General features: G+C 43.6%; 16 protein-coding genes. 10 read left to right on the plus strand and 6 right to left on the minus strand.

Going from position 1 to position 17,146, the window contains the following annotated elements; genetic code table 11:
* Positions 1 to 60 precede the first annotated feature (60 nt).
* The 5 genes from rng to mreB all read right to left on the minus strand — a co-directional run bounded on the left by rng (position 61) and on the right by mreB (position 4,948).
* A complete protein-coding gene (gene rng / locus Xind_RS05645; protein ID WP_187649637.1) occupies positions 61 to 1,530 on the minus strand; it encodes a ribonuclease G in 1,470 nt (489 codons plus the stop codon).
* The gene (locus tag Xind_RS05650; protein WP_047681964.1) at positions 1,527 to 2,114 is read right to left on the minus strand and encodes a Maf family protein; all 588 of its coding nucleotides are present in this window, start codon (positions 2,112 to 2,114) and stop codon (positions 1,527 to 1,529) included. Before Xind_RS05650 ends, rng begins: the two co-directional genes overlap by 4 nt.
* A gap of 75 nt (positions 2,115 to 2,189) precedes the next feature.
* The gene (gene mreD, locus Xind_RS05655; protein ID WP_047681961.1) at positions 2,190 to 2,678 is read right to left on the minus strand and encodes a rod shape-determining protein MreD; all 489 of its coding nucleotides are present in this window, start codon (positions 2,676 to 2,678) and stop codon (positions 2,190 to 2,192) included.
* Positions 2,675 to 3,784, minus strand: coding sequence for a rod shape-determining protein MreC (mreC, locus tag Xind_RS05660; RefSeq protein WP_047682060.1), 1,110 nt, complete (start codon positions 3,782 to 3,784; stop codon positions 2,675 to 2,677). Before mreC ends, mreD begins: the two co-directional genes overlap by 4 nt.
* A 120-nt stretch (positions 3,785 to 3,904) precedes the next feature.
* Positions 3,905 to 4,948, minus strand: a complete 1,044-nt coding sequence (gene mreB, locus Xind_RS05665; RefSeq protein ID WP_010847922.1) for a rod shape-determining protein MreB — start codon at positions 4,946 to 4,948, stop codon at positions 3,905 to 3,907.
* A 768-nt stretch (positions 4,949 to 5,716) separates the two neighbouring features.
* On the opposite strand from mreB, the gene Xind_RS05670 reads away from it, so the two are divergent.
* From Xind_RS05670 to fis, 9 genes are all read left to right on the plus strand, one after another.
* Positions 5,717 to 6,691: an oxidoreductase gene (locus tag Xind_RS05670; RefSeq protein ID WP_047681958.1), complete on the plus strand. Its 975-nt coding sequence runs from the start codon at positions 5,717 to 5,719 to the stop codon at positions 6,689 to 6,691.
* A gap of 208 nt (positions 6,692 to 6,899) precedes the next feature.
* On the plus strand, positions 6,900 to 7,352 hold the full coding sequence (gene aroQ / locus Xind_RS05675; RefSeq protein WP_047681955.1) for a type II 3-dehydroquinate dehydratase: 453 nt from the start codon (positions 6,900 to 6,902) through the stop codon (positions 7,350 to 7,352).
* Between the two features lie 29 nt (positions 7,353 to 7,381).
* Positions 7,382 to 7,843: an acetyl-CoA carboxylase biotin carboxyl carrier protein gene (gene accB, locus Xind_RS05680; RefSeq protein ID WP_047681952.1), complete on the plus strand. Its 462-nt coding sequence runs from the start codon at positions 7,382 to 7,384 to the stop codon at positions 7,841 to 7,843.
* 11 nt (positions 7,844 to 7,854) lie between these two features.
* On the plus strand, positions 7,855 to 9,204 hold the full coding sequence (gene accC, locus Xind_RS05685; RefSeq protein ID WP_047681949.1) for an acetyl-CoA carboxylase biotin carboxylase subunit: 1,350 nt from the start codon (positions 7,855 to 7,857) through the stop codon (positions 9,202 to 9,204).
* A gap of 196 nt (positions 9,205 to 9,400) precedes the next feature.
* Positions 9,401 to 9,655 (plus strand): YhdT family protein, encoded by a 255-nt coding sequence (locus Xind_RS05690; RefSeq protein WP_047681946.1) that lies wholly within the window; start codon positions 9,401 to 9,403, stop codon positions 9,653 to 9,655.
* On the plus strand, positions 9,645 to 11,090 hold the full coding sequence (gene panF / locus Xind_RS05695; RefSeq protein ID WP_187649638.1) for a sodium/pantothenate symporter: 1,446 nt from the start codon (positions 9,645 to 9,647) through the stop codon (positions 11,088 to 11,090). Before Xind_RS05690 ends, panF begins: the two co-directional genes overlap by 11 nt.
* A 47-nt stretch (positions 11,091 to 11,137) precedes the next feature.
* Positions 11,138 to 12,019, plus strand: a complete 882-nt coding sequence (gene prmA / locus Xind_RS05700) for a 50S ribosomal protein L11 methyltransferase (protein WP_047681941.1) — start codon at positions 11,138 to 11,140, stop codon at positions 12,017 to 12,019.
* 284 nt (positions 12,020 to 12,303) lie between these two features.
* A complete protein-coding gene (gene dusB, locus Xind_RS05705) occupies positions 12,304 to 13,287 on the plus strand; it encodes a tRNA dihydrouridine synthase DusB (protein ID WP_047681938.1) in 984 nt (327 codons plus the stop codon).
* Positions 13,288 to 13,294: 7 nt separating this feature from the next.
* Positions 13,295 to 13,591, plus strand: a complete 297-nt coding sequence (gene fis / locus Xind_RS05710; protein ID WP_010847912.1) for a DNA-binding transcriptional regulator Fis — start codon at positions 13,295 to 13,297, stop codon at positions 13,589 to 13,591.
* Between the two features lie 314 nt (positions 13,592 to 13,905).
* Here fis and Xind_RS05715 read toward each other — a convergent pair whose 3' ends face one another.
* Complete coding sequence (locus tag Xind_RS05715) at positions 13,906 to 14,166, minus strand: helix-turn-helix domain-containing protein (protein WP_187649639.1); 261 nt, start codon at positions 14,164 to 14,166, stop codon at positions 13,906 to 13,908.
* A 1,463-nt stretch (positions 14,167 to 15,629) separates the two neighbouring features.
* On the opposite strand from Xind_RS05715, the gene Xind_RS05720 reads away from it, so the two are divergent.
* Positions 15,630 to 17,072, plus strand: coding sequence for an SEFIR domain-containing protein (locus Xind_RS05720; protein ID WP_047685989.1), 1,443 nt, complete (start codon positions 15,630 to 15,632; stop codon positions 17,070 to 17,072).
* Positions 17,073 to 17,146: the final 74 nt, after the last annotated feature.

Below are 17,146 nucleotides of genomic sequence, written 5' to 3' on the forward strand. Positions count from 1 at the left end.
GTAGCCAAACAGAGAGGCAACCTGAAAAATATGAAGTATCACTGCAATCCCGTGTAGTAATTACATCATAACAACGTCAAATTGTTCCTGGCTGTAGAGTTGTTCTGCCTGCACTTTCACGGGTTTGCTTACAAAAATTTCTACCTCGGCTAAAGCATGAGAGTGTTCCCCTTTAAGGGCGTCACTCACAGCATGGGATGCGTAAACCAGAAAACGATCTGCATTAATGGCGCGGTGAACACGGACAATTTCCCGTAAAATTTCATAGCATACTGTTTCAACAGATTTCACGGTGCCACGTCCCTGACAAATCGGACAGTTATCACACAAGATATGTTCAAGACTCTCTCGTGTGCGTTTTCGTGTCATTTCCACCAGCCCAAGCTGGGAAAAACCATTAATGGTCGTTTTCACCCGATCTTTGCTTAATGCCTGCTCTAAAGAAGCCAATACTCTACGGCGATGTTCCCCATTACTCATATCGATAAAATCAATGATAATGATCCCGCCTAAATTACGCAGCCTTAACTGGCGCGCAATCGCTTGAGTCGCCTCAATATTAGTATTAAAGATAGTCTCTTCTAAGTTGCGATGCCCAACAAAAGCGCCGGTATTAATATCGATAGTTGTCATGGCTTCGGTTTGATCAATAATCAGATAGCCACCCGATTTTAATTCTACTTTGCGTTCCAATGCGCGCTGAATTTCATTTTCTACACCGCACAAATCGAATATCGGCTGAGTGCCTTGATAATGGTCCAGCTTGGCATTCATTTCAGGAATATATTCATCAATGAATTCTTGCAATTGCAGATAGGTCTGACGGGAGTCAACCCGAATACGATCAAGAGAGGCTCCGGCAAAATCACGCAAAATACGCTGTGCCAAAGCAAGCTCACCATATACTTTCGTTTTAGTAATATTGCGTTTCTTACGCTCAATAACCTTACGCCACAGACGTTTTAAAAAAGCCGCATCCTGCTCAATTTCTTCTTTTCTCACGCCTTCTGCGGCAGTGCGGATAATAAATCCACCATACTCATCGCAATAATCCATCACGATGGATTTCAGGCGTTCACGTTCTTCTTCGCTTTCAATTCGCTGAGAAACACCAACATGAGAGGCTCCCGGCATAAATACCAGATAACGTGATGGCAGGGTAATGTCCGTTGTCAAACGGGCGCCTTTCGTGCCAAGAGGATCTTTCACTACCTGAACAAGCAGATCCTGCCCCTGACAAACCAACTCAGCAATATCCCTGACATTGAAGTTTTTCCGTTCCTCACCGGCTATACATTCCGTATGAGGCATAATGTCGGATGCGTGTAAGAAAGCCGCTTTTTCTAACCCGATATCGACAAAAGCCGCCTGCATACCGGGCAGAACACGGCTGATACGTCCTTTGTAAATATTGCCAACTATTCCCCGTTTAGCTTCCCGTTCAATATGAACTTCTTGCAAAATACCGCCATCTATATAAGCAACCCGCGTTTCAGATGGTGTTACATTGACCAATAACTCTGCTGTCATGAATGATCCTTCCCATCAGCTAACGCTAAAAATCGTTTGATTAATTCATACGTTTCCACCAATGGTAAGCCGACAACAGCATGGTAACTGCCATTAATCTTTCTGACAAAGCAACCGCCTTTACCCTGAATGCCATAAGCACCGGCCTTATCCATTGGTTCCCCAGTTGCAATATATTCCCGTATTTTGCGCCGGGATAAATGGCGAAACATCACATCTGTAATGACTAACTCACTTAAGGTATGCTGATTGTTCGATAAAGCAACAGCAGTCATGACTTGATGGCACTGCCCTGACAGTTCTTGCAGCATTTCAGCAGCGTGCTGCTCATTACGGGGTTTTTCCAGAATGCGATTATTCAGAACAACAATCGTGTCCGCACCCAGAACTGGAAAATTCTCCGGCGCAATCCTCACCCCCGCTTGCGATTTTTCTCTGGCCAACCGATTAACATAGTGCTGCGGAGACTCCCCTTCTTGCCACTTCTCTTCGACCTGTGGTGTCAGGATCTGAAAATTAAAGTCCAACAATTCCACCAGCTCACGCCGCCGTGGTGAGCCAGAAGCTAAATAAAGGGTTTTCATAGTGAGTCATCCTTTCTATCAGTTCATTGACAAGAGTTCATTGAAAAGCCGTTCATTAAAAAGTAGAGCTCGCCTTTAACGAACTGAAAATTGGCGACGGATTTTCCGCATTAATAAGAATAGCCAAGGCCAGAGAATACCATTGACAAGACCATTCCAGAATACTTCAGGATGGAAAATAATCTTTGGTATCAAGGCATGAGCCAGAAAAACACAGAAGTTTATCAGTGTCGAAAGTACCATCACAATCAGGGACTGTTGCCAGAGTGCCATATTGCGAATGAGCTGAAATTTGAACGCAACCAAAAAACTAATCAGACTGAAAGCCAGCGCATGAGCTCCCAGAATACTCCCCTGTAATAAATCCATCAGGATACCCAGAATAAAACCAGTTCCAACACTGACACGGTGAGGGATCGCAAGGAGCCAATAGATCAGACACAACACGAGTAAGGTAGGCCGGAACATATCAAACTGCTCCGGCCACGGCATACTCTGTAGCACCATTGCGATCAGGAAAGATAACCAGACAACCCAACGGCCACGCCCTTTATACTGACTCATCCACGATTCTCCGCGGCTGGCAACTTACTTGATGATGCTGCCGGAGATGACGGTCTTGTGACGGGGAATGATGCTCGATTTCCCTCTTTCTCTCTTCCGCCTTTCTCTGTTTTATTTTTACCTTCACCTAATTGTTTTGTCGGAACTTGTTCTGTCGAAAATTGTTCTGTCGGAAACTGAGGCTTAGCATCAGAGGGATTGGGCAGTACCTGCGGTAACATCTGCATCAAACGTTCATTTGCTGCTCGGTACACTTCGGAAGGCGGCAATGGTTCAGATGGGTTATTATCCGCCCCCCATAACAACAATAGATAACGCAAGCGTCGCAATTCTGCCAATGGACGTGCATGAATAACCGTATGGGCTCGCTGATTATCTATTCTGACAGAGGAAACCACTGCTACAGGATAACCTTCCGGGAAACGGCCACCAAGGCCGGATGTCACCAGCACGTCACCAACCCGGATGTCTGTATCACTTGGTAGCGGTTCAAGGTGAAGATCGTCCGTACATCCCGCACCACCGGCAATCACTCGAATATCATTACGCAGTACCTGAACCGGCAATGCATGGGTTGGATCGCAAATCAACAACACCCGGCTGCTTAATTGACTTACTGAGATAATTTGACCAACGACGCCACGATCACTGATAACGGGTTGCCCTTCATAGACGCCATCTTTCGCTCCCTTATCAATAACAACTTGATCGCGATAAGGATCCATACCACCAGAAATCACCTGTGATACCATCATATGTTCATCACTGCGTAAAGGTGACCCCAATAATTCACGCAAACGGGCATTTTCTTGTTTTAATTGTCCTAACAGTAAAAGATTACTGTTCTGTAATCTCAACTCGTTGCGCAGGGTGTTATTTTCCAGTTCAAGTTGTTTACGGGTGGCCAAAGAATCGGAAACGCCATCTAAGAATTGGCGTGGACCATTGGCAAGAAAATAAAAAGGACTCACTGCCGTATCCATATAACTACGGATTTTATTGAAAAAACCAAAACGGCTGTCTACCACAACCAGAATAATGGCAATAATAACAGCAAAAAAGAGTCGTAATTGTAGGGAAGGCCCTCTGCTGAAAATCGGCTTCATAAGTTGCGCATTGTTGAGCTGTTTTGTGTCATAAACAATAAAAGAGTCATAAATAATAAACTCTCGGATAAACAGCAAGGAGGTACTGATAAAAACACCTCCCAGCCCGCAGAGTTATTTTCAGTCTTCGCTGAACAAATCGCCACCGTGCATGTCGATCATTTCCAGCGCTTTACCGCCACCTCTGGCAACACAAGTGAGAGGATCTTCAGCCACAATGACAGGAATCCCTGTTTCTTCCATCAACAAACGATCAAGATTGCGCAGCAGTGCGCCACCGCCTGTCAGCACCATGCCACGTTCTGAAATATCAGAAGCCAACTCTGGTGGACATTGCTCCAATGCCACCATGACTGCACTGACAATACCTGTCAGCGGCTCCTGCAAAGCTTCCAGAATTTCATTAGAATTTAGTGTGAAGCTACGAGGCACACCTTCCGCAAGGTTACGACCACGTACTTCGATCTCACGAACTTCATCTGTCGGATAAGCAGAACCGATTTCATGTTTAATGCGTTCTGCTGTCGCCTCACCAATTAATGAGCCATAGTTGCGACGAACATAGTTGATAATCGCTTCATCAAAGCGATCTCCACCAATACGGACAGAAGAAGAATAAACCACACCATTGAGGGAAATCACTGCAACTTCAGTTGTCCCCCCACCAATATCAACAACCATGGAGCCTGTCGCTTCAGAAACAGGTAAACCTGCACCGATTGCTGCGGCCATAGGCTCTTCAATCAGAAAGACTTCTCGTGCACCTGCACTTTGGGCAGATTCACGAATGGCGCGACGCTCAACTTGCGTAGCACCCACAGGCACACAGACCAGTACACGTGGACTCGGACGCATAAAACTGTTGTTATGAACCTGTTTAATAAAATGCTGCAACATTTTTTCCGTGACATAAAAATCAGCAATCACACCATCCTTCATTGGACGAATGGCTGCGATATTTCCCGGAGTACGTCCCAACATCTGCTTTGCTTCCAGCCCCACGGCTGCAACGCTTTTTGGTGAACCTGCTCTGTCTTGTCGGATAGCAACAACAGAGGGTTGATCCAAGACAATTCCCTGACCTTTGACATAAATAAGGGTATTGGCAGTACCCAAGTCAATGGACAAATCATTGGAAAACATGCCACGAAATTTCTTTAACATAACGAAAGGATAATCCTGCAAGCTGGGGACGGATGTTGTCCGTCTACTCTACCAACCACATGAAGCAGCGACAAGGCGCATCACTAACTACTTTTTACTACTTCAATGAAAGTGGCTACGTTATTCACATCAGAAACACGATATTCTACGTTACTTTTTTCTGACAGAGCAGAAAAAAACTGCATAAAAATGGGTTAATTCCACCAATAACCCCATCACTAAATCCCAAAATATCCCAATGCGCTAAAAACCAACAGTATAGTGTATATATGGTGTATCCTGCGATGTTGCTATCTCACTTTTTCCTTTTCTATGTTGACCTATAATGATTTCAGCAAGTTCAACCAGAATTCACTTTTTATCAAAAATTTTTATCTGCTCTGATATTGCTATCCAGTAATTTCAATAAAGGCAATTTATTGAATGTCAGAATGGCTCTCAAAAGCCCATGAAAATCTGTGAAAAAATTATTCACTGCAATTGTTCCTGAAATACATGAGTAAGGGATAAATTTGCTGATTATTGAGCCATTGCGGTATAAAAACGAAAGGTATTATTAACATTCTGATGGTTACCCAGAACATTTTTATCTTTTACAATGTCATCTTAAACAAAATAATTAATCACCATTTTGCGACTTTCCATCACAATATTGCAGCCTATCCATTTCCGCATTTTCAATTTTATCTATATTGATGATGTCATAAGAGATGAAATCATAAGAATCGTGATGGTGTCGGACATAAAACCCATCAATGGAGAGGAATTATGAAAGCTTTATTGCTTGAACAGCACGGTACACTATCAGCTTCTATTCAGGACATTGATACCGCTCAACTTCCACCCGGTGACGTTACCGTCGATATTCACTGGTCAACTCTCAATTATAAAGATGCCCTTGCTATCACTGGCAAGGGGAAGATTGTCCGCCAATTTCCGATGATACCGGGGATCGACTTTTCCGGGATTGTCCGTCATTCAGAAGATCCCCGTTTTCATGTAGGCCAGCAGGTTTTATTGACTGGCTGGGGGGTAGGGGAAAATCATTGGGGCGGCTTGGCACAACAGGCCAGAGTTTCAGGGGAATGGCTGACACCATTGCCACAAGGGTTAACTACCAGACAAGCCATGATTATCGGTACAGCCGGTTTTACTGCCATGCTATGTGTTATGGCGCTGGAACAAGGAGAAATAACACCTGAAAGCGGGGAAATTGCCGTTACGGGTGCCAGCGGTGGTGTCGGTAATACTGCGATTGCCTTATTGTCTCTGTTGGGATATTCCACTGTCGCCATCAGCAGCAAACTGGAAAATCAGGAGTATCTATTTTCACTGGGAGCAAAAGCAATCCTGCCTGTCTCCGATTTCAATCAACCCTCCCGTCCACTGGAAAAACAACGCTGGTCAGGTGTCATTGATACTGTTGGCGGTACAATTCTGGCCAAATTACTGGCACAGGTTTCTCACAACGGCACGGTAGCAGCCTGTGGTATGGCAAGTGACATTAATATTCCTACCACTGTTATGCCATTTATTCTGCGTAATGTTCGTTTACAAGGCGTTGAATCAGCCACAGTACCCGCCGCCAAACGACCTGAGATTTGGAAACGATTACAAGAACTGTTGCCTGATTCCTTTTACCAACAAACAGCCAATGAAATTTCATTAGACCAGGCAATCGAATATTCCAATAAGCTGGTCAATAATCAGATAACAGGCAGAACACTGGTGAGGATACGGTGAAACGAACCTATAACTCCAAGATTATAAAACTAAAGCAGATAAAACTGTGCTGATAAGACCAGTATTTAGCTGCTAAATGTCACGATATGTTTATAATGTCGGGCTTTATCGTCAAATCCACAAATATTGATAGCAGAAAGAGATGACAAACCGTTGACATCGAGTTATCTTGAACGATTGTTGACAGATTGCCGGAGATACCCGCACAATGGCAGACAAGTTTCGCATTTTACTCTTGAATGGCCCCAACCTGAACATGTTGGGAACACGAGAGCCTGAGACCTACGGTAAGTTAACGCTTGATGACATCGTCAGCAAACTGTCAAAAGAAGCTCAGCAATCGGGAGTTGAATTATCCCATCTGCAATCCAATGCAGAATTCGAATTGATTGAGAGGATCCATACAGCGCGGGGCAATACTGATTTTATTCTGATTAACCCTGCGGCATTTACACATACCAGCGTGGCGCTACGCGACGCACTTCTGGCGGTAGATATCCCATTTATTGAGATTCATCTCTCCAATGTGCACGCCCGCGAGCCGTTCCGCCACCACTCATATCTTTCAGATATTGCAGTTGGCGTGATCTGCGGTTTGGGTGCCGATGGTTATCGTTTCGCATTACAGGCAGCGGTCAACCGATTGTCTACATTCAACTAATTACATAAATAGAGTACGGAATCACACTCATGGATATTCGTAAGATAAAAAAATTGATCGAGCTGGTTGAAGAATCTGGCATTTCTGAACTGGAAATTTCTGAAGGTGAAGAGTCAGTTCGCATCAGTCGCACTACGGCAACTCAGGCCATACCAGTCACTCAACAATACCTTTCTGCCCCTGTTCAACCGCCTGTACAAGCTACCACAACAGCGCCGGCTGTTCCTGTCGCAGCAGAAAAACCAGCAGAGATCAGCGGCCATATAGTTCGTTCACCAATGGTTGGTACGTTCTACCGTTCACCAAGCCCAGATGCGAAACCTTTCATTGAAGTCGGTCAACATGTTAATCAAGGGGATACCCTGTGCATCGTTGAAGCCATGAAAATGATGAACCAGATCGAAGCCGACAAAACTGGCGTAGTTAAGGCGATTCTGGTACAAGACGGTCAACCTGTTGAATTTGACGAGCCACTGGTCGTCATCGAATAACGAGGCGCTCCATGCTTGAGAAAATTGTCATAGCTAACCGCGGTGAAATAGCACTGCGTATTCTGAGAGCCTGTAAAGAACTTGGTATCAAAACTGTTGCTGTACACTCTGCGGCAGACCGTGACCTGAAGCACGTCCTGCTGGCAGATGAAACTGTCTGTATCGGCCCGGCTGCATCGGCAAAAAGTTACCTGAATATTCCGGCTATCATTTCTGCGGCTGAAATCACCTGTGCACAAGCCATCCATCCGGGTTATGGGTTCCTGTCTGAAAATGCAGACTTTGCTGAGCAAGTCGAGCGTTCCGGCTTTACTTTTATCGGCCCGAAAGCAGAAACGATCCGCCTGATGGGGGATAAAGTTTCTGCTATCAGTGCCATGAAAAAAGCAGGTGTTCCATGCGTTCCTGGCTCTGACGGCCCATTAGGAAATGATACAGAGAAGAACAAATCGATTGCACAGCGTATCGGCTATCCGGTCATCATTAAAGCATCCGGTGGCGGTGGCGGTCGTGGTATGCGTGTTGTTCGTAGTGATAAAGATCTGGAACAATCTATTGCCATGACTCGTGCAGAAGCCAAAGCCGCTTTCAACAACGACATGGTTTACATGGAAAAATTCCTTGAGAACCCACGTCATGTTGAAATTCAGGTACTGGCCGATGGTCAAGGTAATGCTCTCTACCTCGCTGAGCGTGACTGCTCCATGCAGCGCCGACACCAGAAAGTCGTGGAAGAAGCACCAGCACCGGGTATTTCGGCAGAACTGCGTCGCAGCATTGGTGAGCGCTGTGCTAACGCCTGTCTCGAAATCGGCTATCGCGGGGCAGGTACATTTGAATTCCTGTATGAAAACGGTGAATTCTACTTTATTGAGATGAATACCCGTATTCAAGTTGAGCACCCGGTTACAGAGATGATTACCGGTGTTGACCTGATTAAAGAACAGCTACGCGTAGCCTCTGGTCTGCCTCTTTCCATCAAACAGGAAGATATTGTGATCGAAGGTCATGCGATCGAATGCCGTATCAATGCTGAAGATCCAAAAACTTTCCTGCCAAGTCCTGGCAAGATCACCCATTTCCACTCTCCGGGTGGTTTCGGAGTACGTTGGGAATCCCATATCTATGCGGGATATACCGTACCGCCTTATTATGATTCTATGATCGGCAAACTAATCACTTACGGAGAAACCCGTGAAGTGGCGATTGCACGTATGAAGAACGCATTGGCAGAGTTAATTATTGATGGCATCAAAACCAATATCGATCTGCAACTGTCCATCATGAATGACGAAAACTTCCAGAAAGGCGGAACCAACATCCACTATCTGGAGAAAAAACTCGGCTTACACGATAAGTAAAGTGTCTTTCTGACATTCATTATGGTCCTGCATAAAATCCCATCTATTAACAGATGGGATTTTTTTATTCTCAGGTAGCTTCATACACTTTTGATATTGTGACGGCACATTTTCTTCTGAATAAATCTGTATGTTACCGTACAATTCCTTCCCTAGTTTTATATCAACTGTTTTATGTAAATTCCCCGGAGAACAGATGGACAGACGATTTGTTCAATCCCATAAAGAAGCTCGCTGGGCAGTATTTCTGACGTTAGCTTATCTTGTGGGTTGGTTGCTGAGTGCCTATTTACCCGGTAATACAACTGGATTCACCGGATTGCCACTCTGGTTCGAACTGGCCTGTTTAATGCTGCCGATGTTATTTATCATCCTCTGCTGGATGATGGTAAAATTTGTCTTCAAGGAGGTCCCATTAGAGGACAATTTGGTGGATGATAATGCAAAATGAAGTAATTCTGCCTCTGATGGGATATCTGGCGCTGGTTTTTCTGCTATCTCTCTATGCTTACCGCCGCCGCCAAACAGGTGCATTCCTGAATGAGTATTTTCTCGGCAATCGATCAATGGGTGGTTTCGTCCTGGCTATGACCATTACCGCGACTTATATTAGTGCCAGTTCATTCATTGGTGGCCCTGGCGCTGCTTACAAATACGGTATCGGATGGGTTCTTTTGTCCCTGATCCAATTACCGGCAATATGGCTTTCCCTCGGCGTATTGGGGAAAAAATTTGCCATTCTTGCCCGTCGTTATAACGCCGTTACTCTAAACGACATGCTGTACGCCCGCTATCACAGCCGCCTTCTGGTCTGGTTTGCCAGTGTGAGCCTGTTAGTTGCTTTTGTCGGTGCAATGACGGTACAGTTCATCGGAGGTGCCCGTTTGCTGGAAACCGCTGCCGGTATTCCCTACGGTACTGGGTTACTTATTTTTGGGGTCTCTATCGCACTCTATACCGCATTTGGCGGATTCAGAGCCAGCGTCCTCAATGATGCATTACAGGGGCTGGTTATGTTGTTAGGAACAGTGCTATTGCTGGCTGGTACTATCTATAAAGCCGGAGGACTGTCAGAAGCTGTTTCAACACTGCGCACTATTGACCCCAATCTGGTTTCACCTCATGGTGCTGATAATATCCTTACAGCGCCATTTATGGCTTCCTTCTGGGTACTGGTTTGCTTTGGCGTCATCGGGCTACCACATACCGCCGTGCGCTGTATCTCTTATCGTGACAGTAAAGCCGTCCACTGCGGTATTATCATCGGCACGGTCGTTATGGCTATCCTGATGTTTGGTATGCACCTTGCAGGCGCATTGGGGCGCGCGATCATTCCTGATCTGACGATCCCTGATCAAGTGATCCCTACTTTGATGATCAATGTCCTGCCCCCTATTGCTGCCGGAATTTTTCTGGCCGCGCCAATGGCAGCCATTATGTCAACGATTAATGCCCAACTACTCCAATCTTCGGCAACAATCGTCAAAGACCTCTATCTAAATTTGTTCCCACAACAGATCAAACAGGAAAAAAAACTGGCACGTATTTCCAGTTTTTCTACCTTGTTTCTGGGAATATTGCTGCTACTGGCAGCATGGCAACCACCTGAGATGATTATCTGGCTGAACCTGCTGGCATTCGGTGGATTACAGGCCGTTTTTCTCTGGCCACTGGTATTAGGCCTGTATTGGGAAAAAGCTAATGCACATGGAGCAATAACCTCCATGCTGGCCGGGGCAGTAAGCTATACACTCTTGGCGACTTTCAACATTCACCTCTTCGGATTCCATCCGATAGTGCCATCATTACTGCTGAGTTTACTGGCATTCGGGATCGGAAACATTTTTGGGAATAAACAACCACAACAAACCGCCGTATCTCAGTAACGACGATATCATTTTTTCACACTTATCCCGTTTTAAAGAGAATTTTTATGCCTTGGATACAACTAAGATTAAACACTACAGGACAGCAAGCTGAAGCACTTGGTGATGAACTAATAGAAAGTGGCGCAGTGTCTGTTACTTTTCAAGACAGCCACGATACACCGATTTTTGAGCCTCTGCCGGGGGAAACCCGTTTATGGGGAGATACCGATGTGATCGGTCTGTATGACGCTGAAACCGATATGAAAGCGGTTATCAGCCAGCTAGAACAGATTCCTCAACTTGGTAAAGGATTTATCCATAAAATTGAACAACTGGAAGATAAAGACTGGGAACGTGAATGGATGGACAACTTTCACCCAATGCGTTTTGGTCATCGCCTGTGGATCTGCCCAAGCTGGCGGGAAGTTCCGGATCCTGATGCCGTTAATGTCATGCTAGATCCGGGCCTGGCATTCGGAACAGGCACACACCCAACCACATCTCTTTGCCTGCAATGGTTGGATGGTCTTGCTCTGGAAGGTAAAACAGTGATCGATTTTGGGTGCGGTTCAGGCATTTTGGCCATCGCAGCCCTGAAACTTGGCGCTAAACATGCTATCGGCATTGATATTGACCCTCAAGCAATTCAGGCAAGCCGGGATAACGCAGAACGCAACGGTGTTTCCGAACAACTAACGCTCTATTTATCTAAAGAGCAACCTGACAACTTAGAATGTGACATTGTCATTGCCAATATACTGGCTGGCCCGCTGCGTGAACTGGCACCTATCATTGGCTCACTACCAAAATCAGGTGGCTTATTAGGCTTGTCCGGGGTATTGGCAAGTCAGGCAGAAGGTGTTGCTGAAGCCTATGGTAATGAATTTATTATCGATCCGATTGCAGAACAAGAAGAATGGTGTCGCATTACCGGGGTTAAAAAATAATCAATAAATACCTATTGAAAAACGAGATTATCCACTAAAATAAATCCTTGGTGGGTCAATTGGTGTTAATACGTTCTATTTATCATGATAAATGCAGGGAACAATAAATTTCATCAAAAACACATAACTTCATGTTATTTAAGGATAATAAACCAAGTTTGAAAAAATCAACTGGAAAAATTCTGCTATAAATGTCGTTTCGCTCAAAGTTTGGCCTTTCATATCTCGTGAAAAATGCGTAATATACGCGCCCTTAGTCACAGTTGGCCACTCTTTCTTCGCCTATGCGTATCGGACAATACCAGTTGAAAAACTGTCTTATTGCTGCCCCTATGGCTGGCATAACGGATCGCCCGTTTCGATCATTATGCTATACCATGGGTGCAGGTATGACAGTTTCAGAAATGCTTTCTTCCAACCCTCAGGTTTGGAAGACAGATAAATCCCGGCTACGTATGGTTCATAGCGACGAACCCGGAGTGCGTTCTGTACAAATTGCCGGTAGTGATCCCGATGACATGGCAACAGCGGCGAAAATCAACGTCGCCAATGGTGCTCAGATCATCGATATCAACATGGGGTGCCCAGCCAAAAAGGTAAATCGTAAATTGGCAGGCTCTGCATTACTGCGTTATCCAGAACTGGTCCAAAAAATCCTTTCTGAGGTAGTCAATGCGGTTGATGTACCTGTTACATTGAAGATCCGTACAGGTTGGTCACCGGAAGAACGGAACTGTGTAGAAATTGCCCAATTGGCTGAACGTTGTGGTATTCAAGCTCTTACAATTCATGGCAGGACTCGAGCCTGTCTGTTTAATGGCGAAGCTGAGTACGACAACATTCGGACAGTTAAGCAGACTGTTGCCATTCCAATTATTGCTAATGGCGACATTACTGACCCGCTAAAAGCCAGAGCAGTGCTTGAATACACCGGGGCTGATGCCCTGATGATAGGCCGTGCTGCTCAGGGAAGACCCTGGATCTTTCGGGAAATCCAGCATTATCTGGAAACAGGAGAATTGCTGCCACCGATGCCTCTTGGCGAGGTGCAGCGTTTGATGAGCGAGCATGTACGAGAGTTGCACGACTTTTACGGTCAAGGCAAGGGAGTTCGTATTGCACGTAAACATGTATCTTGGTATCTCAAGGAACATGCTCCTGATGACCAGTTTCGGCGCTCATTCAACACCATTGAGGATGCCAGCGAACAGCTGGAGGTGTTGGAAGCATACTTCGAAAATTTTTGCGTAAATAAAGAAAAGAGCTGACAGAACTATGTTCGAACAACGCGTAAATTCTGATGTACTAACCGTTGCTACTGTTAATTCACAAGATCAGGTAACTCAAAAACCTCTGCGTGACTCAGTTAAACAAGCACTGAAGAACTATTTTGCTCAACTAAACGGTCAAGACGTTAATGACCTGTATGAGCTGGTACTGGCTGAAGTAGAGCAACCACTGTTGGACATGGTGATGCAATACACCCGTGGTAACCAAACCCGCGCAGCGCTGATGATGGGAATCAACCGCGGTACTCTGCGTAAGAAACTGAAAAAATACGGCATGAACTAACCCTAGTCTAGTAACATGTTGTTAAATTGGCACTTTTTACTATGTAGAAAGTGCCTTTTTACTTAGAATTACCCCACCGATTACCCCACCGAAAAATCCTCAGCACAAAAACTCACAGAACAACATGAGTACCAAAGAAAAATAAGAATTAGATGTGTTATAGAGGTCAGTACACCAAACGTTCCAACCTTGTGAAAAGTTACGATGTATTTCGTCTGGAAGCATTGAGATGAAAGTTACAGATGTTTCTACCAGTGAGAAGATACCCCGTTACGGCTATCTTCCCGATGATTTTCAAATGGAACTAATTATTTTTATGATTTATCCCGAACCTTGCGCTCAATCAATTCACCATACGAATCAAAATAGCGGCTGGGCCAGATTTCAGAGGGATGTATTTCGAGATAGTTAGCAATAATCCATTCGCCTTTCGGCCACGGACGACTGAGAGTATTTGCCAGTGTAGATGAGCTGAGTCCAGATTCACGAGAAACAGCCGCTAAGGTTGTACCGCGCTTACGCAGTGCAGCAATAATATCGGCTTGATGCCAATCATTTCTGATGTTGTTATTCATTCCTGCTACCCCTTCCATTAATTAATATTGATGGTGGCGATTCAGACAGGGTTTGCAGACCGGATGTATCCAACCGGTGAGGCCGAAACCTCCCCTGCCTGAACCACCATTGAAAAGGCGATAGCAGACACACTGGTAGAAATTTCCTACCAGTGGGATACATTCAAGGCTGCAAAACCTTGACCACTGGATTTTGCCAATGGCGGGAATACTTTAACTGATTGTATTATCGGACTCAATAACCGAACGACTAAGTTTAATGACTATAAACTCATTCAACATAACACCCAGCGTTTCGAATACGGTCAATTCTTTAATCAATCAGCTCTATTTATATCTAACAACATGCAATCTCTGGCGCGCGACCATACTGGCAAAACAGAAAATACCAGTCTTGCCCTTGATCGATATCTGTGCGCCAGAGTGAACGCAAGTTGAGGTGTTGCGGGGTATCGGTTGAGTACGCGGTACTGCCGCCTGTATGAACAGGTCATCCCCACCGGCTAAAAGCCAGCCTCGATATCGTCAAGTTCTCCTTTTGATACTATCTCTATAAAATGCAGTGTCAGATTCACTGTGTGGTTAATTAGGCCAAAGCCTGTCAGGGTTGTGTTGTCCTTTTGCTGCGGCGTCACTTTCAGCGGTAAATCCGCAAAAAGTGACGCCTTGAGTTCCGTGAACGGTTAGCAAAAGCAGTGCGAACATTGAAATGCCAGTAGGTACCGCAAAATGCCGCAAGATGAAGAATCAAACGGTAGTAATGAGTTAAATGCTTATATGTAGAAAAATTGTCCGCTGAATATTTCAGACGGTGATCGATCGTGATAAGTATGAACCGGATGTACTAAAGCCATCCTGTTATTCATTGAAGATAAAGAAAAATAAGGTTTATGTTGATATAAAAGATAAGTGTATGACCTAATGTTCATTACACTTGATTGGCAATATAAAAACACCTTTTGGGTGTATTTTTTCGTTTAAGAAACCTTCATTGCCGAACAGGTTAGAGTGTTCATCCTTGGCAATATCTGCTTCCAAAGGTGCACAGATGTACCGCAATATTTGCTATCCCTTTCAGGCTACGGGAGTTTTGTTTCGCCGTTCAATGTTGATCCTTGCAGGCGATGGATCACTGATGTAGGCAAGATATTAACGGCTATTGGTAGGCAGGGTCAACTTCCTATTTGTTAATCTACCTATTAATTCTGATTTCACAGTGTTCTCAACTCTAACCATTTTCTCTAACTCATTTATAGGTTTTTCATAGCTTTTTATTCTATTTATTCTCATGTTAAATATTGCGTTCAGCACTTCTCATTTGCTAGTTAAAACATGAGGAATATCAAATTGCAAAGCAACTTACAGATGAAAGAACAATACCTAGCATCAGTAGGTTACAAGCTTTATGATAAGGTATGTACTTTAATGACTACAGTTAAGATTAATTAAGGAATCACGTATTGATGGACAGTCCAAAATTATTTATTTCTTATAGCTGGTCTACTCCAACTCATGAACAATGGGTAATCGCACTAGCTAATGAGCTAACCGAGTCTGGTGTTCATGTAATTCTTGATAAATGGGATTTAAAAGAGGGTCAGGATTCCTTTGCCTTCATGGAAAGAATGGTTACAGATCAAGACATAACCAAAGTGGCTATCATCTGTGATGAAGTTTATGCATCTAGAGCTGATGGCAGGTCTGGTGGTGTTGGTACTGAAACACAAATAATTTCGCGTGAAGTATATGAAAATCAGGATCAAGGCAAGTTTGTTGCAATCATTGCTGAGAAAGATGATCTAGGTAAACCATACCTACCAACATACTATAAGTCACGTATATATATTGATTTGAGTGAGCCAGATAACTATGTAGATAACTTTGAAAAGCTATTGCGTTGGATTTACGATAAGCCTCTTTACATTAGGCCTGAAATAGGTAAGAGGCCATCATTTCTAGATGAATCAAATGGAATATCACTTGGAACAACAGCCAATTATAAGAGAGCTATCTCTGCCATCAAAGACAATAAGCCATTTGCATCAGGCGCAATTGATGAATATTTAACCACCATTGTAAGTAACCTTGAAAAATTCAGAATATTCAATAAAGAAAAAGATAGTAAGTTTGACGATCAAGTTATCGATAACATTGAAAAGTTTATTCCTTATAGAAACGAAGTAATTTCATTATTTATTGTAATAGCTCAATATGCACCCACAGAAGAAAATATACTGAAACTTCACCATTTCTTTGAATCTTTGATTCCATATATGAGTCGGCCAGAAAATGTTAATAGCTGGAACACATGGGATTTTGATAATTTTAAGTTTATCATTCATGAACTATTTTTATATGCAGTTGCTATTTTCATAAAGCATGAAAGATTTACAGCGTTAAACCAGTTGCTAATACAGCAATATTATGTAGGTAGAAAAGTAGATTTTGGACGAAATACAATGGTTGGATATCAGGTATTTCGCGAACATATAGAGTCTCTAGAGCACAGAAACAATAGATTAGAACTAAGACGTTTATCCTTACATGCAGATCTTCTAAAACAAAGAAGCAAGCAATCAGGTATTGAATTCAATTATCTAATACAAGCTGATTTTATCCTATTCATGAGATCAGAAATTCAAGAAGGTGATTTATACAACCGTTGGTTTCCAAATACTGGTATATATATTAATCGTTTTTACGGTGCTTTAGAAGTATTTGCTAGAGCATCCTCGAAAACATACTTCGATAAGATGAAGTGTATTCTTTTAATAGATAAACCTTCAGATTTAGAAAAATTAATACTCGAATATAAAACAAATATACAAAGGTTACCTAGATGGGAGCACGAATCATTTAATCCAGCAACATTACTTGGCTATGATCAACTTGCTACCAAGATATAAAAGTTAACTCATAAGAAAAATTGTTTATTTTTTTGATATTTACCCTAAATAGCTTTTCAAAATGATAGGAGTAC

The sequence above is a fragment of the Xenorhabdus indica genome (genome assembly GCF_014467235.1).
Taxonomy (GTDB): Bacteria; Pseudomonadota; Gammaproteobacteria; order Enterobacterales; family Enterobacteriaceae; genus Xenorhabdus; species Xenorhabdus indica.